The sequence below is a fragment of the Pontibacter korlensis genome, assembly GCF_000973725.1.
Taxonomy (GTDB): domain Bacteria; phylum Bacteroidota; class Bacteroidia; order Cytophagales; family Hymenobacteraceae; genus Pontibacter; species Pontibacter korlensis.
Window position 1 is genome coordinate 1,548,393 of the sequence record NZ_CP009621.1, and the last position, 19,898, is coordinate 1,568,290.

A 19,898-nucleotide genomic window follows, 5' to 3' on the forward strand; every position below is an offset into this window, starting at 1 on the left:
TTGAATAATGCTTAACGCACTGGTACAGGCAATACAGGCAAGCTGGCATGTCCTTCTGCACTGGCAGACTGCACCGCAAAGAAATAGTTGTCCTTAGAATATGGCAGCGTTACTTTAGTATCGGTTACATAGAAGCGCTTCTCCCAGTTAGAGCTGTTGGTTTCGCGCATCAGTACGTAATAACCCGCAGGTTTCGCGCCCTTTGTTGGAGCCTGCCACTGCAGGTCAGTTTTGTTGGTAAGGTTAGAGGTAAGTACACCCACTTGCTCAGGAGCGGCAGGAGCCCAACCCAAACTAGCCATACTTGCCAGGTTAACAGCAGTGTTCTTGCGCAGGTATTCAAAGTCCATGTACTCTGGAAGGTCGCCGTACTGCTTGCCGTTCTCCTTGCGCACATCCTGGTGCTGGTGGTCGAAATCTTCGTTCATCTCGCTCATGCGCACCGCTGCAAAGCCCTGGCGGTTAAACGGCGTGTGATCGCCACCACGCAGGAAACGGTCCGCGCGATGTACCAGCACTACATCCATTTGATCCACGTATTTCTCGCCTACCAACTCCATGTAGCGGGCAAGGTTGCGGCTTGGGCTATCGTTTTCAGTGCCGAGTGTTCTGCGGAGACGTGCTTGCTCCTCGGTCTCGTTTACTGGTGTACCTTCGCTGAAGATGCGCACTTTGGTGTTATCGTGCAGGCCGCTCTCTGCTGAGAAAGAATTGCCTACAATATCATTGTTCTGCATGGCAACCAGGTTCCAGCCTTCTTTCTTAGCACGCTCGGCTAAGTGCGTAGAACCGTAAAGGCCCTGCTCTTCTCCTTGGAAGGCCACGAAAACAAGCGTTGCCGGAAACTTCTGAGAGGCCATGATACGAGCCATTTCCATCACCATGGCTACACCAGAAGCATCGTCGTTAGCGCCTGGAGCTTTGCTTTTGGCATCCATCACGTCAGTGGCTCTGGAGTCGAGGTGGCCGCCCACAATGATCACGCGGTCGTTGTTCGGATCCGTGCCTTTGAGAATAGCCATTACGTTAGCCATCTCCGTATCCTGCGGCACACGGCGGCCATCGGCTTTTACTACAAACTTATCCATTTCCACGGTCATGCGTCCGCCAGAGGCTTTTGCATACTTTTCAAACTCCGACTTTACCCACTCGCGGGCTGCGCCGATGCCTTCTTTTTTGCTTGTAGTGGTACTAAGGGTATGGCGTGTACCGAAGCTAACCATTTTGCGCACCAGCTGCTCCAGATTCTCAGCTGATATCTGGTTTATCATCTTCTTGATATCGTCATCCTGGCGAACGACTTCCTGGGCTATACTTTCTGTTGGGCTGAGCAAGGGTGAACCACCTAACAACAGAAGTGCCAGGAGTGGTTTAAGGGTAGATTTAGTGGTCATTTGTAAGGTTAATTGTATCATCAGTGTTACAAGATACAAAGGATATGGGAGAAATGGGAGTTTTGGTGTGTTAGAGCGATTCTGTTTGCGCGTTACTATGCTTCTATAGTTACTGCTTTCTATAAGCTTTTCTTTCTAGCCACTGCTCATCTACAGCTTTACATTCTGCTTGTTTCGGAGCGCTCAAGCCCGCGAGGGCTCGTCCTTGGGTATCGCGCTGTGTGCCTGAAGCTGCTCCTCGCTCCGCTGCGGGCTGCAGCATCCGCGGCACCGCAACATGCACAAGGCGCTCAACCCAAGGACTGAGATCAAGTTTGATAGCTACTGCCTTTGCTAACTCCCCCTTTGAAGGGAAGGGGGATGTTTATTGTTCCCAAACAGGTTCCCCTCCCCGGAGGGGTTAGGGGTATGTTCTTCTGAACAGCTCTAATTACAGAGCTTATACTCTGTAGCTGCGTACGTTGCTAAAACGTAATTTGACAGCGCTGTGCCTCCAGTAGGTGTAGTTCTTTCTCTACCTGGATTATGGTTTTGGTGTTGTCGAGTTCTGTCTGGTAGCGGCGTGAGAGTTCGCGGCGTCTGATGGCTTCCAGAAAGCGGCGGCCGTCCTCACGGGTTTCAAGTATGAGGCCGGGTACCTGGGCAGATTTATCTTCATCGTCTTTGGCCACCATGGTGAAGTAGGAGGTGTTGGTGTGTTTAACATTGCCGGTTTTCACGTTTTCGGCTATCACCCTAATGCCAACCATCAGAGAAGTGTTGCCCACGTAGTTCACGGATGCCTTCAGCGACACCAGCTCGCCTACCTCTACGGGCTGCAGAAAGTTTACTCCCTCTACCGAAACGGTAACGCAGTAGTTACCAGCATGCTTGGCGGCACAGGCATAGGCTACTTTGTCCATCAAAGAAAGAAGTATACCACCATGTATTTTCCCGCCGAAGTTGGCATAACTCGGGATCATGAGCTCAGTAAGTGTGGTGCGGGAGTAGGAGACAGGGCGGAAGTTTTGGGTGTCGGACATTTTGCTTAGCATAGGTTTATTGAAATATACGGCAGAATGGCTGTGTTAAGATTCGTTCACCTGTTACTTCTCCACGACTACCTTGATAATGGCTGGTGTTTCTCCATCTTGCAATACATATAACAGGTATAAACCATTAGGTAGGTGGCGCAGGTCTATTCGGGTTTGGTCCTCAAAAGTTTTGCTCATTAGCAAGCGTGCATTGGTAGAGTAAAGAGTAAGCAAAGCTGGTGTATCAGGAATAGCGGCCTGCACAGTCAAGTAATCTTTAACAGGTATGGGCCAGGCGCTGGATCGCTGCCTGGCTATAGCCCCAGGTACGGCAACTACTTTAGAAAAAGTAGCCGTGCCATCGTGGTCCAACTGCTTAAGCCTATAGTAGGTGATAGACTTTCGATAATTTGCATCTAGGTAATTGTAATGATTTGAGACGTAGGATGTGCCTATGCCTTGCCTGTATCCGACCTTGTACCAGTTACCACCCGAGTCCTGGCGCCAAATTTCAAATCCTGCGTTGTCGTACTCTGATGCGGTTATCCAGCGTAGCTCTACCTGGTTGTCAGACCTTCTAAATGCTTTAAAATAGAATAACTCCACTGGTAAAGGCTCCTGTGGTGGTAGAGCCATGGCTACATCATATCCGTTGCCTATACCCCCTCTAAAGAGCACAAGCTGCTCTTCGCTACCTCCCAAAGACTGGCTTTCAGAAGTATACATGGCCCAGCCATCCGCACCCCCGCCAAAGTACAAAGTAGGGGTGTATGTAAGGCCATCCAAGCCTCTTTCCGACATAAGGGTTGTCGCGAATCCATCTTCACTGCCTCCGTTAAACATGATCAGGTTTTGAAATTCGCCATTCAAAGTCTGATTCTGTACCTCAGCAGCTGCCCAGCCGTCTTTGTTCCCACCCTGAAAAAGGGTAGGAGTGTGCAGGCTACCATCAAGAGCGAGTTCCTCTGAAAGTTGTGCTGTGGCCCATCCGTCAGTGGGGCCTCCTTTGTATAAGGTAAGGTCTGGAACCATTCCGCTAAGAGTTTGTACTTCGGAGAAGTATATGGCTGCTCCGTCAGATTCGCCACCATAAAACAAAGTTAGCTTTGCAGTTTGGCCGCTAAGGGTTTGCTTGGGTGCTGTGGTCGCCTCGCTCCAGCCATCCGTAATTCCACCAAAGTATAAGGATAGTACTTGAGGCTCTCCTGACAACTGCAGGTTGTCGGTCTCTGCTCTTGCTGTGCCATCTCCGGCTCCGCCACTGAATATTTTTATCGAAGAAACTTTACCTGAGAAAGTTACTGGAGCAGCTGTAGAGGTGGCAGAATATCCGCCTGCCTCTCCGCCTGCAAAGGGATACTGCTGTGCTAGGGCTGTGACAGCGATTGCCCAGCAGAGTATAAGCACCAGCAGTGTCCGGGGGAGGTAGCTCACCAGGGTTAATTAAGTTAGGGAGAGGATTTGTGGAGGAGGTTATGGTGCAGTGCGAATAGCTCGAAAGCCAAAATCGTTACGACGAGCTGTTGAATTATATGCTGCCCAAACTCTATCAGAAGCTCGTAAGTCTACAGCTGAGGAGGCTGAATACCACGAGCCACCGCGAAAGCCTGCTCCTGCAGCGCCCTTTACCTCATTTGTTGCTCCGGTAGCACCAGGCCAATCTGCTACATTTGCATAGCCATTGCCGCTCAGCTCCCCGTCACCGTGGGTACCTGCAAAGTCATGCGTGGCGGAAAAGCCTACACTAACAACTCGCTCCCATACATTACCACTCAGCTCCATGATGCCCCAGTACGAGGCACCTGCCTGCACACGGTCGGAAGATGCAGTAGCAAACATGCCTACCCTAACAGGCCCAAGAACGCTGGCGTTTCCAAAATTTGCGTTGGCATTGGAAGTATTGCTACCCTCATTTGCCAAGCCATCGTTTAACAGTGAGGATACAGCTGTAATATCATCTCCATTGCCCCAGGCGTATTCACCACCTATGGCATTCATACTACCACGAGTTGCTTTCTCAAACTCAAGCTCTGTCATAGGCCTAAGCCCAGCCCAGTCAGCATAGGCAGCTGCATCCATCCAATTAAGATAACCGCATGCACGATTTGGAGTTTCTGTTGTGGCATCGCCTCCAGTCCAGCTGATAGTGTTACGAAAATATTCTGTGTTACGGCCTTTACCAGTTCCGCTTGTCAGGTCTAATGTGTTCTTCTGTGGTGTAGTAAGGGTATTGAAGAAGTCTACCCATTGTCCTTCAGAGATCTCATACTTCATGCAGTAGAACGCATTATAGCCTTTGGGAAAAGTGGAAGGAATAGTAAAGGTGGATCCGGTTCCAAGTCCCTGATAACTGGAGCCTTGAGTATAATAGTATCCGTTTGAAATTGTATTGGTAACTAAAATGGTGTTCTCGCTACTGATATCCCACGGGCGGGTGTCATTTGATGCTGATCCTTTTTTAAAAGAGCCTCTTGATGTATTGAAATCCCCTGCATAAAATGCCCCTTGAGGCACATAGACCATTTCTATGGCAAAGACTTTAACAGTAACCAGTGCACCATCCGTTAAACCATTAGCTGCATAATCCCACTTTAGCCCTATATCTGTTAGAGAAAAGGTGCCTGAACCAGCTGCAGAACGATATACAAAAGCACCCATGCCGTCGGCTGGTGCATCTATCTTAGCTCCAGTAGGTGCAGTGTGTCCGGTAGGTTTGAGTTTGGCATGATACCATTGCTGGCTTCCACTTGGTTGGTACTTTACAAAAACCCAGGCAGCATCCCAGTTCTGTTGGCCTACTGACAAACGCCAGGAGTTATCCCAACGGAGATCAAAATTTACAACTGTCGTTTTCTCGGTGGTGTTTTGGTTCTGAAGGACTACATTGCTTACACTGATATTATTAGCATAGGCTGTGGCACAGCCAAGTAAAAAGTAAACAATTAGTATTAAGAGGGAGCGCATTAATCTTTATGGCTTGTTTGATAATGCCAAATATATATTACCGATGTTATATATATAGTACTTTAGGTATGCAACTTGCTTTTGATTGCTTTTTTAGTATGATTATTTAAATAAATAATACTTTAAGTTAAATTTAAAAAAATAAGATTTTGTCAAATACAGATGAGTACGGAAGTTTAAACACAGATAGGGTGCAACTGTGATGAGCGGGTGGTATTTAGCTTATAGAAATACGATATCCTTCACCACATTGCTGCCAGCCTCGGTGTTCAGTATCTCAATAACCTTGCTCTTAGACATGTTAAGCTCGTGCTTGAGCGGGGCAGAGGTAAGGCGCACGAACAGCTTTCCGTCTTTAAAGTATAGTTGCTGCGTTTTCAGGGCAATGGGTTTGCCCATAATTTTCTCCCAATTCTGCACTAGCTGTACCTCGCTAAGCTTGCCATCTAAGCGATAAGCCTGCATCAGTGCCTTCAGGCTCTCCCCAATCGGTTGGATATCTGCCTTACGTTTATCAATCTCCTCTTTCTTCTTGTAGTAGCGCACCTGAAATGAATAAAAATGTTAATTGTTGGGCTATTGAATCACCTTCACCTGCCCCTCCTTCACGTCAAATCTACGGATACTTTCCGAGAGGCCTTCGAGTATTTTGTCGGTGCGCTCCAAGTGGGTGTCTGTTAAGAAGATTTGGCCAAAAGTATGGGCGGCCACCATTTGCATGAGCTTGGTGATGCGCTTCTCGTCTAGGCGGTCGAAAATGTCATCGAGCAGGAGCAGGGGCTTGTGGTGCTGGCGTTGGTCCATTACCTCAAAGTGCGACAGCTTCAGGGCAATTACGTAACTTTTCTGCTGCCCCTGAGAGCCGAAGTTCTTTACCGGGTTTCCATCCATCAGGAACACGAAGTCATCTTTATGCGGACCCACAGTAGTGCGTTGCAGGGCCAGGTCCTTGCGTTCGGCCTGCTGTAGTTTATAGGCAAAGTCGTCGCCGGCCAGCTGGCTTTTGTAGGTAAGCGTTACCTCCTCGTGGCTGTCGGAGATGTGGTGGTAGTGCTTCTGGAAGATCGGCACGAAGTCCACCAGAAAACGCTGCCGTGTTTGTGCCAGCTCCTCGCCCAAAGGTATCAGCTGTTCGTTCAGTATCTGCAGGTAATCGCGGTCGTAGTAATTGCGCTCGGCAAACTGCTTAAGCAGGGAGTTGCGTTGCTTCAGGATATAGTTGTACTGTATAAGCTGCTCCAGGTACACATGGTCGTACTGCGACATAAGGCTGTCGAAGTACTTGCGGCGCTCCTCGCTACCCTCGCGGATGAGGTCGGTGTCGTAAGGCGAGATAAGTACCACCGGAAAACGGCCGATGTGGTCGCTGATTTTCTCATATACTGCCTTGTTGTGCGTCACCGTCTTTTTCTGTCCCTGCTTCAGGCTCACCTGCACGGTGTGCTTATCATCAGAAATATCAAAGCGTCCTTTCACCATAAAGAAATCCTCATCCTGTTTTATACTCTGTGCATCAGTGCCGGGAAAGGCGCTTTTAGTCATGGAGAGGTAGTGAATCGCGTCGAGCAGGTTTGTCTTTCCGCTGCCGTTATCGCCTATAAAACAGTTGATATGCTCCGAAAAGCTGAGCGTAGCTTCTTCATAGTTCTTGAAAAACAGCAAACTGAGATTTTCGAGGAGCATTTAATTTCTAATTGATATCTTTTTCCTTAATTTCGCATGATATACCGTTTGTGGCTTATATTTGCCGCAGTTTTAGGCTCTTAAAGGCCGCAAAAGTATAAACGGACATCTTAAAACGCACATAGACTATTACTCATGGCTGATACGAAAGATAAGGCAAAAGCGAAGTCGGCGAAAGCAAAGGTACAGGCTGAGCCAAAGTTTTCAAAGGAAACATACATGTGGTGGTATGAGTCGATGAAGCTCATGCGCCGCTTTGAAGAGAAGGCGGGCCAACTATATGGCCAGCAAAAAATCAAAGGTTTCTGCCACCTATACATTGGTCAGGAAGCATGTGCTGCTGGTGCTGCAAGTGCCCTGCAGAAAGGTGACAAGTGGATTACTGCTTACCGCGACCACGCACACCCACTGGCGCTAGGTACTAGCCCTAATGCTATTATGGCAGAGTTGTTTGCAAAGGCTACTGGTTGCTCTAAGGGCAAAGGTGGTTCTATGCACATCTTCGATAAGGAAGTAGGCTTTATGGGTGGCCACGGTATTGTGGGTGCTCAGGTGCCAATGGGCGCAGGTATTGCCTTTGCTGAGAAGTATAACAACACTGGTAACGTGTGTATCACTTACATGGGTGACGGTGCTGTTCGCCAGGGTGCTTTCCACGAGGCCCTGAACATGGCCATGACCTGGAAGCTGCCTGTGATCTTCGTGATCGAGAACAACGGTTATGCAATGGGTACTTCTGTACAGCGTACCTCTAACGTAACAGAACTTTACAAACTGGGCGAAAGCTACGACATCCCTTCTGAGCCGGTTGACGCAATGGAGGTAGAGAAGGTACACGAGGCAGTGGCAAGAGCTGCAGAGCGTGCACGTGCTGGTGAAGGCCCAACCTTGTTGGAGTTCAGAACTTACCGCTACAAAGGTCACTCTATGTCTGACCCTGCTAAGTACAGAACTAAAGAGGAGCTGGAAGATTACAAAGGCCGCGACACTATTGAGTCTGTAAAAGCAACTATCCTGCAGAACGGATGGGCTACTGAGGAAGAGCTGGACCAGATTGATGACAAAATAAAGCAGCAGGTAGCTGAGTCTGTAGAGTTTGCTGAAAACTCTCCTTATCCAGAACCAGAAGAGCTTTACACAGACATCTACATTGAGAAGGACTATCCATTCATAATGGACTAAGTCTCATTTATTCAAGATAACAGGAATTAAAAGTTATAAATTTGTTGTTCGGGATCTAGAAGTATTGATTCTAATTACTTTTAATTCATACTTTTGAGGTTATAATACATTAACACACTGATGGCAAAAGAAACAGTTAAGAACCACAGCGAGTTTGAGGAGCTGGTTGAGAACCCTGATGCATTGGCAGACCGCCTGTCGCAGTCAGAGGACTTTGTGAAGAAAAACAAATCAAAGTTGCTGGGAATATTCATCGCCATCGCTGCTGTTATTGTTGGTGGTTTTCTGTACTACAACTACCGCAGCACGCAGAATGTAGAAGCTCAGAACGCTATGTTCCAGGCTGTTTACTATTTCGAGGCAGATTCTCTGAGCAAAGCCTTAAACGGTGACGGTCAGAATGCTAGTCTGTTGGAGATAGCTGATGAGTATAGCAGTACAGATGCCGGTAACCTGGCAAACTTCTATGCTGGTGTTGCGCTGTTAAAGCAGGGCCAGTATGCAGAGGCTGTAGAGCGTCTGGAGAACTTCAAGTCTGATGATTATCTGTTACAAGCTCGTGCATATAGCCTGACAGGCGATGCGCTGTTAGAGCAGGGTAAGCATAAGGAAGCCGCTGACATGTATAAGAAGGCAGCTAACCATAATGCAAATCCTTTCTTCTCTCCGCAGTACCTGATGAAAGCGGGTATTGCTTATGAAGCAGGTAACAACTACAGCGCAGCTGCTGAAGTGTATGACCAGATCATCAAGGAATATGTAGCTTCTTCGGAGGTAACAGATGCCAAGAAGTATAAAGCCCGTGCCGAACTGTTGGCAGGTGGCAACAACTAAGTATAAGCAGGCTTGTGCCTAAAGTATAAAAAGCGCTTTTGCCCCTTGGCAGAAGCGCTTTTTTGTTAAGATCTGTTCTAATCAAAGCCGCTGGCGTACAGTAGTAAAAGCATTAGGTAAGCCGTAACAGAAGCAAGTATAAAATCGCGATCAAGGAATAACGAAAAGCAAATCAATAAATGGCTACATCATTAAAAAACCTGAGCGAGTATAGCCAGGATAAATTTACAGACATATCAGATAAGACCTTTGGTATCGTAGTAGCTGAGTGGCACGATGATATTACCAGTGTATTGTGCCAGGGGGCCATAGATACACTGCTAAAGCATGGAGCGCAGAAGGAAAACATCTTTGTCAACACAGTGCCAGGAAGCTTTGAACTAACGCTAGGAGCGCAGTTCTTGGCCATGCAGGAGGAAATAGATGCAGTGATCTGTATTGGAGTGGTGATAAAAGGGGATACAAAGCATGATGACTATATCAACCATGCTGTGGCCAATGGCTTAACGATCGTATCGCTGAAGTTTAACAAGCCAGTTTCTTTCGGGTTGGTAACTACCAATAACCTGGAACAGGCATTAGACAGAGCAGGAGGCAAGCATGGCAATAAAGGCGTAGAAGCCGCTGCAGCAGCCATAGGTATGCTTAGTTTTTGATAAGTATAAGACTTCACAAAACGAATTCGCCCGCCTCACTTATTGAATGAGGCGGGTGAATTCGTTTTGCAATATATTTGTTTTAGAAGCTGTACCCAACTGTCAGGCCAGGTCTGATTCGGACACCGCTGCCAACCAGGTTTAGGAAACCAAGGTCAAAGTCATCTTCTGTACCTGACTTCACTTTAAGGCTACCTCCGTTTACGCCCAGGCCCAGGAACAAATCAACAGATATACCACTATTGAAAATCCACTGGTTCCCAGCAGCTACACCAGCACCTACAGGTGAATAAGTGGCTTCATAAGTTTTACCCGCATCCTCATCATCAACAGTGAGTTTATAGTTCAGGATACGGCCATAGCCAGCTACATACACACCATTAGGAGCCTGTTTCGTTTCAGAGAGGTAATAGCGTACCTCCGGTGTAAAGCCATAACCGCTAAAGTCCACATCTTTGATAGAGACGCCTGTTGTAAAGGCGCCCAGCTGTGCACTAAGCTGAGGAGCAAAGGCATATTCTACAAATCCCGATGCAGTTAGCGCAAAGGGGCTGAGAACGTTAGCTTTGATAACAGCACGACGTGGCGCTTCTGTTTGCCGCCGCACTTGTGCAGAGGCAGCTGACACCGCAAAGAGGACAAATATAGCAGAGAGTAAAAGTGTAGTCTTTTTCATGATGATAGGTATAAGCGTGTCTGCTCTTAATAAGGAGTAACTCTGAGGAGCTTCTGCAACTATTGTTCCAGAAAGTAGGCCTTGGCAGGATAGTCAAACCGGCACTATTATAAATGAGAAAAAATGGTTAAATAATAGACATCAATAGTAAAGTATAAAGAATACTCTTATTTTTGCAGCAATTTTAGAGGCTTACTTTCTCGAAACCAAGGTTTTTGGCTAAGATTTTGCAAGTACAAAGAAATTAAACTATATAGGTTTGCCTGATGTTATGGCGCATAAGGTACCTAGAGAGACTATAGACACCAACTCTTACAAAAAGAGGTTAAACTATATCACAGTTCTAATACAGCGTAATGAATACAAACGAAGAAAAACAGCGCTATTCCAGAGAGGAACTTGCTGAGTTCGAGGAGATTATCCAGGAGAAACTGTTGAATGCGCGTAAAGAGGTTGCCTTTATAAAGGAAACATTGAGCCGTCGCAACGACTCTGGAACAGATAACACAGCTTCTCCTTCCAAAATGCTGGAAGACGGTGCTGATACTGCCGAGAAGGAAAGCTTGAACCAATTGGCTTCACGCCAGATGAAGTTTATTCAGCAGCTTGAAAATGCTCTGATCAGGATCAAAAACGGTACTTACGGTGTTTGCATCGTAACAGGCAAGCTGATTCCTAAAGAAAGACTACGTGCCGTGCCACATACACAGCACTCAATCGAAGCAAAACTTCAGCGTAACGACTAGTACTTTTACCTTTGGATATACTGCAACACCATATTCAGGCACTGGTTTTTTGTGCCCAATCGCCAATCAGCATCGAAGAGATCCAGCGCTGCTTACAGGAGTCGCTCGGAATGGAGGAGATACTGGTGAGCGATGTGCTGGAAGCCGTGGAAGCTATAAATGAGCGATTGCAGGAGCAAGGCTTTGCTTTCCAGATCTATGCGATCGGGGGCGGCTATCAGTTCCTGACAAAGCCGGAGTACCAGGATACGGTCAGTACTTATCTGAAACATAAATCAAAGAAAAAACTGTCAGCGTCTGCACTGGAGACGCTGGCTATTATTGCCTATAAACAACCGATTACCAGAAGCCAGATGGAGCAGATACGTGGCGTTGGCTGCGACTACGCTGTACAGAGGCTACTGGAGAAAGAACTGATCGAGATAAAAGGCAAAGCCGACACCATTGGACGTCCGGTGCTTTATGGTACGTCCCAAAAATTCATGGATTATTTCGGCATCAACCACATCAAAGACCTTCCGCAGCTTAAAGATTTCGCCATCGAGGAAAACACCATTGGCGAAGCCGCCGACTAGCCCTTGGGCACTCATAGCCGTAGTGAACTATAGTTTAACCAATTCCATTATTACTGCACAACCAAAGGTACAGTAGCGATACTGCATCGATAAATATTTAGCAATGGCAAAATTTAATGATAGACCTGACCGCGATAACGCTGGTGCAGACAGAAGAGGTGCTGACAGAGATCGTTCTGACAGACCAAACAACGACCGCGAAGGCAAGAAAATTTTTAACAGAAGAGATAAGTACGAAAGATCTGAAGAAGGAAGTGAAGGACGTGGAGAACGTCGCTCGTTCGGAGACAGACAAGATAGAAGAGATAACGACCGCAAGCCGTTCAGCGGAGACCGCCGTGAAGGTGGTGAAAAACGCTCTTACGGAGATAGAAGAGAAGGCGGAGAACGCCGTTCTTTTAACTCTGACAGAAAAGAAGGTGGTGAGCGTCGTTCTTTCAACTCCGATAGGAGAGAAGGTGGCGAGCGCCGCAGCTATGGCGACAGACGCGAGGGCGGAGAAAGACGCAGCTTCAACAGCGACCGTCCTAACCGTGAAGGCGGCGAGCGCAGATCTTACGGAGACAGAAGAGAGGGAGGAGAGCGTAGTGAGCGCCGCTCTTTGAACTCAGACAGACCCGAAAGACGCGATAACGATAAAAGAAGTTTTAACTCTGACAGACGTGATGACCGCCGTGGAGGCGAGCGCCGCGAAGGAGGAGAAAAACGTTCTTTTGGTGGTGATAGAAGAGAGGGTGGCGAACGCAGTTCCTTCAGCAATGACCGCCCGAGACGTGAGGATGGTGAGCGCCGCAGCTTTAACTCCGACCGCCGCGAACGTAGAGGTGGAGAAGAGCGTGGTGAACGTCGTTTCAGCCGTGATAGCAAACCTTCTTTTGGAGAGAAGCGTGGCTTTAGGGGTGATAAAGGCGACAGAAAAGGCAGAAGCGTTGGCTTCAAAGGACGTTCTAACGACCGCTTCCGCAGCAATGGGGAAGAGCCGCAGGCACCTGATTATAACCTGAGTCGCTATAAGAATAACCCGCGCATTAAGAGAAGCAATCGCGAAGAGGAGGAGAATGACGGAACAATCCGCCTGAACCGCTACATCGCGAACGCCGGTGTGTGCTCTCGCCGCGAGGCCGATGTGCTAATCGAGTCGGGTGAGATCAAGGTTAACGGAGAAGTAGTAACAGAAATGGGCTACAAAGTACAGCCTACTGATAATGTATACTACGGTAAAAAGCTTCTGAGCCGTGAGAAGATGGTGTACGTGCTGTTAAACAAGCCAAAGGATTTCCTGACAACGACAGACGACCCGGAAGGCCGCAAAACAGTAATGAGTCTGGTTGCAAATGCCTCAAAAGAACGTATATTTCCGGTAGGGCGTTTGGACCGCAATACTACTGGTCTGTTGCTGTTCACGAACGATGGGGAAATGGCACAGAAGCTGACGCACCCATCAAACAACATCAAAAAGATTTACCAAGTAGAGCTGGACAAGCCTATCACCAAAGCTGACTTTGTAAAAGTAGCTGAAGGTGTGGAGCTGGAAGATGGCAAAGCTGAGGTAGATGATGTGGCACTGTTGGGTGAATCTAACAAGTTTCTGGGGCTAGAGATCCATATTGGCCGTAACCGTATTGTTCGCCGAATTTTCGAGCACCTGGGCTACGATGTAGTATCCCTGGACCGTGTGCAGTATGCCGGACTTACGAAGAAGGACCTGCCACGAGGAGAGTGGCGTTACTTAACTGAAAAAGAAGTTATCCAGCTGAAATACTTCATGTAATAATGCGCAACGCCGCCATCGACATCGGGAATACCGGCACAAAGTACGGCATCTTTGAAGAGGATGCCTTGGTGGAGCAGGGTTATTTTGAAGGGCAGGAGCAATTGCCTTCTGCTCTGCTAAATCAGACTTTTGATAATGCCATAGTTGCCTCGGTTGGTGTAGGCGCGCAAAGTATAAAGGAGAGGCTGTCTGTGACAGGTAAGCTAATGGAGCTTACCCCACAGGCAGCCTTGCCTGTTATAAACCTTTACAAGACGCCTCAGACTCTAGGTGCGGACCGAATTGCAGCAGCTGTAGGGGCAAACTACTTCTTTCCAGACCGTAATTGCCTGGTGTTTGATGCAGGAACATGTATCACCCACGATTTTGTGGATGCACAGGGCCAGTATCATGGCGGTGGCATTGCACCAGGGCTGCACATGAAATTCAAGGCCTTGCATACTTTTACAAAGCGCCTGCCGTTAGTACAGCAAATTGATTATGACTTTCCGTTAACCGGGCAGAGCACACAAGAATCTATTTTGAGCGGTGTTTTGGCTGGCAGTGTGGCCGAATTAAACGGCCTTACCCAATCTTACACAGAAAAAGCCTCTGATTTGGTGGTTATACTTTGCGGGGGAGATGCAGGATTTTTTGAAAGTAAGCTAAAAGGGCGCATCTTTGTAATTCCTGAATTGGTCTTGATCGGGCTTCACAGAATATTGACACATAATGTATAAGACACTCCGAGTACTGATAGGTTTCGCGGCGCTATGCCTGGCGCACACTTCTCAGGCGCAGATTATAGGCAATACCCCTTATTCCCGCTATGGCATAGGCGAAATCAACGAGAACTACGGCAGCATCCGTGGAGCCGGTATGGCAGGGGCAGGAATCAGTGCTGGCAACAGCTTTCAGCCTAATGTAGCTAACCCAGCACTGCTCTACTATAACAGCATCACAAACTTCGACTTTAGTGTTGCTGGGCAGGTTAAAAACGTAAAGAGCCAATATGCCTCCCAGTTGGACGGCAACGCCAATTTGTACAGCCTGTCGCTGGCAGTGCCTATTCACAGGCGCTGGAGCTCAGCCGTTGGTCTTAGACCATTCTCTACAGTAAACTACGAGATTAATGCCACATCTGAGGTAGAAGGTAATCCGCAGGCAAGCATCCTGCGCCGTTACTCAGGTGAGGGTGGACTTTCAGAAGTATACTTCGCGCATGGTATCAGGCTCTTTGGAGGCCTCACCATCGGAGGTAGTGCCTCTTATATCTTCGGTAATACCCTTACAGAAACAGGCAGCACTGTAGTAGATCCTGAGCAATCTAGCGCCAGTGTGGTAAGTGTAACTCAAATAGACCGCACTACTTACAGAGACTTTGTTTACCGCGGAGCCATTAACTATAGGCAAAAACTGAAAGAGAAATTGCACATGAGTGTTGGCGGTGTATATACTTTCGCTGCTGACTTGGATGCTGAGCGTGACATCTCTTATGAGCGCCGTGATCCTTCAGGCTCTCCTTTAGTAACGCCAGTTGCAGATGAGGATACAGTTAGCAGCACAATTCATTTACCAGCTAACTGGCGTGCCGGTATCAGCCTTGATAATGGAAGCAATTTTACTTTCGCGGCAGACATCATTGCCCATGAGTGGTCTAAGTATAAAGGCTTTGAAGGCGGTAATGATAACCTGGAAGACAGCTACAAAGTGATTTTGGGCGCTGAGTATACTCCAAATGCCAATGCTATTGACAGCTACTTCAAGCGTATTACCTATCGCGGCGGTCTGTACTATAACGACACACAGTATCAGCTGAACGGTAAAGACATAAAGGACGTGGGCATAACAACCGGTTTCACTTTCCCGCTAGGCCGTGGCACCATGTATGATCTTTATTTGTTAAACCTATCGCTGGGTTATGGGCAGCGCGGTACAACCGATAATGGCCTGATCAAGGAAGACTACTTCCAGTTTGGTTTAGGTTTTACGGTAAACAGCCGTTGGTTCCTGAAACGCCGCATAGAGTAGAACAAGTATAGCTTAAAATATGAAGGCCGTTCTTGGAGCGGCCTTTTTTATGATAGATACCTTCCAACTGTGGGCTTAGGTACAAAACGTACAAAAATTGCTAACTTCACACAAAACGAAGTTTAAGATATTCATGCGAAATGCATACATAGCCGGGCTGATGATGGTCCTGATCTTCTTTGGCTTCGGCTGCAAACGAGACATTAAAAATCCGGACGAAGAGGAGCGCTACACAGGCCCAACCATAGAGAACCACGACGTCACAACGCTGTACAGCGACTCGGCTAGGTTGCTGATTAAGCTGCAGGCGCCGGTGCAACAGGAGTTTGAGAGTGGCGATGGTGTTTTTCCGGAAGGCTTTTACGTGGAGTTTTACGATGAGCAGGGCCAACTGGAGTCGACACTGAAGGGTAATTACGGCAAACAGGACCCTCGAAAGAGTTTGTACTACGCCAGGGGCAATGTGGTGGTAGATAACCTGAAGAAGAAAGAAAAGCTGGAGACAGAGGAGTTGTTCTGGGACCGTAATAAAGGTAAGATCTATACAGACAAATTTGTGAAAATTACCTCTCCAGAGGAAGTTCTGACAGGTGTGGGCCTAACCGCCAACCAGGATATGTCGCGTTACTCTATCAAAAAGGTAACAGGTAAATTTAATTTTAGTGAAGAATGAACCGAAGGCTCATTTATATAATTTTATTATCGCTAGCCTTTGTGGCTATGGTAATAGGCGTACACCGCAGCATAGTAGAAGATGATATTGCAGGCAACTACTGGATCTTTATGATTGGGTTCGTGCTTTACATCCTTTACAGCTATGCCAGGAAAAAAGACCGCGCCTGATTTTTTGTATCTGATATAACATGATAGACCCCAGTCAGATCATACTTTTGTGCGTAGCCCTGCTGTTCTCTGCCTTTTTCTCAGGCATTGAAATGGCGTTTATGGCCGCAAACAAGATCCAGATTGAGCTGAGCGAGAAAAATGGTGTGCTATCGGGGCGCATTTTGTGGCACCTGCTGCAACACCCGGCACGCCTGATGGGCACTGCCCTTATTGGTAATACACTGGCTCTGGTGCTATATGGCTTTGTAATTGCCGGAGTGCTGCACCAACTGCTAACAGTTTACCTGCCTGATCAGCTGCAGTTCAACCTGCTTATACTTTTGCTCCAGGTCTTTATTGCCTCTATAGTGGTGCTGCTTACTGCAGAGTTTCTGCCACGCAGCCTCTTTGCCATCAATCCCAACAAAATGCTGCAGGTGTTGGCTGTGCCCATCCTGCTAATGCACTACCTGCTATGGCCGGTAGTATACCTGATTGTAGGGTTGAGCAAATGGGTAGCCGAGAAAGTATTTAAAATAGAGTTCTCTGAAGATAGGCCTGTTTTCGGTTTCACCGACCTCAACGCTTTCATCAAGAACCGACTGTACCATCCGGAGCAGGAGCACGCCCCTGAGGTAGACCCACAGATCTTCCACAACGCACTGGAGTTTAAAACGGTGAAGGTGCGCGAATGTATGGTACCTCGCACAGAGATAGAGGCTGTTGATGTGGAAGACTCGATTGAGGTGCTTCGGGAGGCCTTTGTTAGTACCGGGCATTCCAAGATCCTGGTTTACCAGGACAGCATCGATAATATTATCGGCTATTGTCATCAGCTTTCTATGTTCAAGCAGCCCCAGAGTATCAATGAAATTCTGGCTCCGGTAAGTATGGTGCCCGAGAGTATGCTGGCAAGTGAGTTGTTCGTGAAGTTTGTTTCGGAGCACCGCAGTGTGGCTGTTGTGTTGGATGAGTTTGGAGGTACCTCTGGCATAGTGACTGTAGAGGATGTAATAGAAGAGATCTTTGGCGAGATACAGGATGAGTACGACGTAAACGATGGGCTGCTGGAGCAGGTGGTGCCAAATAAGGGACTTTACATACTGAGCGCACGGCACGAGATAGACTACCTGAACGAAAAGTATGAGCTGGGCTTGCCCGAAGGCGACTATGAGACATTGGGCGGACTGATCTTATCAGAGTTTGGGGAGATACCAACGCCGGGAGACAAAGTAGAGGTTCCGCCCTTCACCATCACGGTGCTCACCATGGATGAGAACCGTATCAACGCAGTAAAACTTCTAAAAAACACAGATTTTCAGGTAGATGCCAAAGGTTAAACTGCTGTATAAAAATTTTGAATTTTAGCCCGATTAACCTTATTTTGCACAATCCTTTTATAAGTTACATAAAGAATGGCATTAATTAACAAGATTAGAGAGAAGTCTGGTTGGGCTGTAGGCGCCATTGCCATCGGGCTTGGTGTGTTTGTGGTAGGCGGCGACCTGCTAGGGCCAAACTCAAGGCTGCTGGGCAACGATGCAAATACAATAGGCGAAATAGCCGGTGAGGAGATTGACTTCCAGGAATTTGATAATGTACTGCAGCAAGTAAAGGCTGACTACGAAAATCGTGTAGGCCGTGCCGCTACTGAAGGCGAACTGGCTATGCTGCGCGAGCAGGCTTGGAACCAGCTAATCTTTAAGATTGCCCTACAAAAGGAATTTGACCGCCTGGGCCTGAAGGTAACAGACGAAGAACTGGCCGACATGGTACAGGGTAATAACATACACCCAGCGGTAATGCAGGCATTTGCCAATCCGCAAACCGGTGAGTTTGACCGCAGCCAGGTGGTGCAGTATCTGCAGAACCTAGATCAGACTGGCACTCGCCCAATGTGGGTTAGCTTTGAGCAAAGTATTGCCGAAGACCGTCTGCAAAGCAAGTACGCGAACCTGCTAAGCAAAACTGTGTACGTAACAAGTGCTGAGGCGAAGAACTTCTATCAGGCACAGAATGCTGCAGCTAGTTTGAAAGTTCTGTTCGTGCCTTATGATGCTATTTCAGATTCTGCCATTGCAGTAACTGATGCCCAGCTAAAGGACTACTACGAGCGTAATAAAGAGCTTTATAAAGTAGAGGCTGGCCGTACTATCGAGTTTGTAACCATTCCGGTATCAGCCTCCAAAGAAGACAGCACCTACTATAACGAAGAAATTTCCACAATCAAAGAGCAGTTCGCTAGCGCGACAAACGACTCTGCTTTTGTGAATGCAAATTCTGATGTGCCTTTCAATGGTACTTATGTTACTCCTGGTCAATTGCCAGAGGATCTGCGTAAGGAACTGCCGTTGCAGGAGGGTAAAGTATACGGCCCATACACCAGCGGTAGTACTGTAGCGCTTTTCAAAGTGGTAGATGCTAAGGAGTCTGATAAGAATGCTGCCAGAGCAAGCCACATCCTAATCCGCCCTGAGAACGATACCCCAGAAGCTAAGGCAGCTGCTAAGGCTAAAGCTCAGGACGTACTGAATCAAATTAAGAACGGTGCTGACTTTGCGCAGTTGGCAGTGCAGCATGGTTCGGACGGTACTGCCTCTCGTGGTGGTGATCTGGGCTGGTTCCCTGAAGGGCAAATGGTTCCTGAGTTCGAAAAAGCTGTTTTTGGATTCAATGGGAAAGGCCTTCTGCCAAACCTGGTTGAGACAGAGTATGGTTACCACATTGTAAAGGTAACAGAGCCTAAAACAAAAGAAACTTACAAAATTGCTTCTATAGAGCGTACCATCGAGCCGAGTGAATCTACTCGTGATGCCGCCTATGCCGTTGCTGACGAGCTAGCTGGTACAAGCGGTAGCACAGAGGAATTCCGTAAGAATCTTGAGGCGAACAAATCTCTTGTAAAAGAGGAAGCAGCAAATATTGGTAAAAACCAGGTACTGGTAAATAACCTGTCAAGCGCACGTGAGCTTGTGCGTTGGGCTTACGCTAAAGACACTGAAATAGGCGATGTGTCTCCAGTGTTTGAAATCGAGGACCAGTTCGTGGTAGCTACTCTTACAGGTAAGCGGGAAAAAGGCTATGCCTCTATCGGAAATGTACGCGATGAGCTGACTGCTGCCGTGCGTGACGAGCTGAAAGCACAGCAGATTATTGAGAAACTAAAAGGCCAGAAAGGCTCATTAGATCAGATTGCTTCTGCATACGGTTCCGATGCCATTGTAAGAACAGCTGATAACGTAACTTTTGCTTCTGCATCTATACCAGGAATTGGTATCGAGCCAGTGGCAGTAGGTAAAGCGTTCGGCTTGAAGCAAGGCGGCCGTACTGCTCCGTTCGAAGGACAGGGTGGTGTGCTGATGGTAGAGTTGATAAGCTTAAATGCTGCTCCTGAAATTGATGATTTCTCTAACGTGAAGCAGCAGATACTGACAACACGTACCAGCCGTGCCGAGACTAGTGCTTTCGAGGCCATCAAAGAAAAAGCTGAGATTGTAGATAACCGTGTACGCTTCTTCTAAGCTTCGGTAATCATTTCATATGAAAGAGCCACTCCCACAAGAGTG

The 19,898-nt window shown here is 47.6% G+C and carries 19 protein-coding genes; 12 read left to right on the plus strand and 7 right to left on the minus strand.

Annotation, left to right across the window (positions count from 1 at the left end; translation table 11 throughout):
- Positions 1-11 precede the first annotated feature (11 nt).
- The 6 genes from PKOR_RS06515 to recF all read right to left on the minus strand — a co-directional run bounded on the left by PKOR_RS06515 (position 12) and on the right by recF (position 7,054).
- A complete protein-coding gene (locus tag PKOR_RS06515; protein WP_235337297.1) occupies positions 12-1,415 on the minus strand; it encodes a M28 family metallopeptidase in 1,404 nt (467 codons plus the stop codon).
- A gap of 443 nt (positions 1,416-1,858) precedes the next feature.
- Entirely contained in the window at positions 1,859-2,428 is a 570-nt protein-coding gene (locus PKOR_RS06520; RefSeq protein ID WP_046309826.1) for an acyl-CoA thioesterase, read from the minus strand.
- 51 nt (positions 2,429-2,479) lie between these two features.
- Positions 2,480-3,841, minus strand: a complete 1,362-nt coding sequence (locus PKOR_RS23400) for a T9SS type A sorting domain-containing protein (protein ID WP_052738745.1) — start codon at positions 3,839-3,841, stop codon at positions 2,480-2,482.
- A 39-nt stretch (positions 3,842-3,880) separates the two neighbouring features.
- Complete coding sequence (locus PKOR_RS06530; RefSeq protein ID WP_046309827.1) at positions 3,881-5,371, minus strand: SUMF1/EgtB/PvdO family nonheme iron enzyme; 1,491 nt, start codon at positions 5,369-5,371, stop codon at positions 3,881-3,883.
- 222 nt (positions 5,372-5,593) lie between these two features.
- A complete protein-coding gene (locus PKOR_RS06535) occupies positions 5,594-5,917 on the minus strand; it encodes a DciA family protein (protein ID WP_046309829.1) in 324 nt (107 codons plus the stop codon).
- 30 nt (positions 5,918-5,947) lie between these two features.
- Positions 5,948-7,054 (minus strand): DNA replication/repair protein RecF, encoded by a 1,107-nt coding sequence (gene recF, locus PKOR_RS06540; protein ID WP_046309830.1) that lies wholly within the window; start codon positions 7,052-7,054, stop codon positions 5,948-5,950.
- Positions 7,055-7,189: 135 nt separating this feature from the next.
- On the opposite strand from recF, the gene pdhA reads away from it, so the two are divergent.
- The 3 genes from pdhA (at position 7,190) to ribH (ending at position 9,726) form a co-directional block, all read left to right on the plus strand.
- A complete protein-coding gene (gene pdhA / locus PKOR_RS06545) occupies positions 7,190-8,236 on the plus strand; it encodes a pyruvate dehydrogenase (acetyl-transferring) E1 component subunit alpha (RefSeq protein ID WP_046309832.1) in 1,047 nt (348 codons plus the stop codon).
- Positions 8,237-8,356: 120 nt separating this feature from the next.
- The gene (locus tag PKOR_RS06550) at positions 8,357-9,070 is read left to right on the plus strand and encodes a tetratricopeptide repeat protein (RefSeq protein ID WP_046309834.1); all 714 of its coding nucleotides are present in this window, start codon (positions 8,357-8,359) and stop codon (positions 9,068-9,070) included.
- 179 nt (positions 9,071-9,249) lie between these two features.
- Positions 9,250-9,726, plus strand: a complete 477-nt coding sequence (ribH, locus tag PKOR_RS06555; protein ID WP_046309836.1) for a 6,7-dimethyl-8-ribityllumazine synthase — start codon at positions 9,250-9,252, stop codon at positions 9,724-9,726.
- Positions 9,727-9,808: 82 nt separating this feature from the next.
- On the opposite strand, the gene PKOR_RS06560 is transcribed toward ribH, so the two are convergent.
- Positions 9,809-10,402: a DUF3575 domain-containing protein gene (locus PKOR_RS06560; protein ID WP_046309840.1), complete on the minus strand. Its 594-nt coding sequence runs from the start codon at positions 10,400-10,402 to the stop codon at positions 9,809-9,811.
- Positions 10,403-10,758: 356 nt separating this feature from the next.
- On the opposite strand from PKOR_RS06560, the gene PKOR_RS06565 reads away from it, so the two are divergent.
- The 9 genes from PKOR_RS06565 (at position 10,759) to PKOR_RS06600 (ending at position 19,853) form a co-directional block, all read left to right on the plus strand.
- Positions 10,759-11,148, plus strand: coding sequence for a TraR/DksA family transcriptional regulator (locus PKOR_RS06565; protein ID WP_046309842.1), 390 nt, complete (start codon positions 10,759-10,761; stop codon positions 11,146-11,148).
- Between the two features lie 11 nt (positions 11,149-11,159).
- Positions 11,160-11,723 (plus strand): SMC-Scp complex subunit ScpB, encoded by a 564-nt coding sequence (gene scpB, locus PKOR_RS06570; RefSeq protein WP_046309844.1) that lies wholly within the window; start codon positions 11,160-11,162, stop codon positions 11,721-11,723.
- 103 nt (positions 11,724-11,826) lie between these two features.
- Positions 11,827-13,494, plus strand: a complete 1,668-nt coding sequence (locus PKOR_RS06575; protein ID WP_046309845.1) for a pseudouridine synthase — start codon at positions 11,827-11,829, stop codon at positions 13,492-13,494.
- Positions 13,495-13,496: 2 nt separating this feature from the next.
- Positions 13,497-14,216, plus strand: a complete 720-nt coding sequence (locus tag PKOR_RS06580; RefSeq protein ID WP_046309847.1) for a type III pantothenate kinase — start codon at positions 13,497-13,499, stop codon at positions 14,214-14,216.
- A complete protein-coding gene (bamG, locus tag PKOR_RS06585) occupies positions 14,209-15,507 on the plus strand; it encodes a BamG family beta-barrel-assembly machinery protein (RefSeq protein ID WP_046309849.1) in 1,299 nt (432 codons plus the stop codon). Before PKOR_RS06580 ends, bamG begins: the two co-directional genes overlap by 8 nt.
- A gap of 133 nt (positions 15,508-15,640) precedes the next feature.
- Positions 15,641-16,180: an LPS export ABC transporter periplasmic protein LptC gene (gene lptC, locus PKOR_RS06590; RefSeq protein WP_084694740.1), complete on the plus strand. Its 540-nt coding sequence runs from the start codon at positions 15,641-15,643 to the stop codon at positions 16,178-16,180.
- The gene (locus PKOR_RS25015; protein ID WP_158453750.1) at positions 16,177-16,350 is read left to right on the plus strand and encodes a hypothetical protein; all 174 of its coding nucleotides are present in this window, start codon (positions 16,177-16,179) and stop codon (positions 16,348-16,350) included. The genes lptC and PKOR_RS25015 overlap by 4 nt, the downstream gene beginning before the upstream one ends.
- Positions 16,351-16,370: 20 nt before the next feature.
- On the plus strand, positions 16,371-17,672 hold the full coding sequence (locus PKOR_RS06595; RefSeq protein WP_046309850.1) for a hemolysin family protein: 1,302 nt from the start codon (positions 16,371-16,373) through the stop codon (positions 17,670-17,672).
- A gap of 75 nt (positions 17,673-17,747) precedes the next feature.
- Positions 17,748-19,853, plus strand: coding sequence for a peptidylprolyl isomerase (locus tag PKOR_RS06600; RefSeq protein ID WP_046309852.1), 2,106 nt, complete (start codon positions 17,748-17,750; stop codon positions 19,851-19,853).
- The last annotated feature ends 45 nt before the right edge of the window (positions 19,854-19,898 follow it).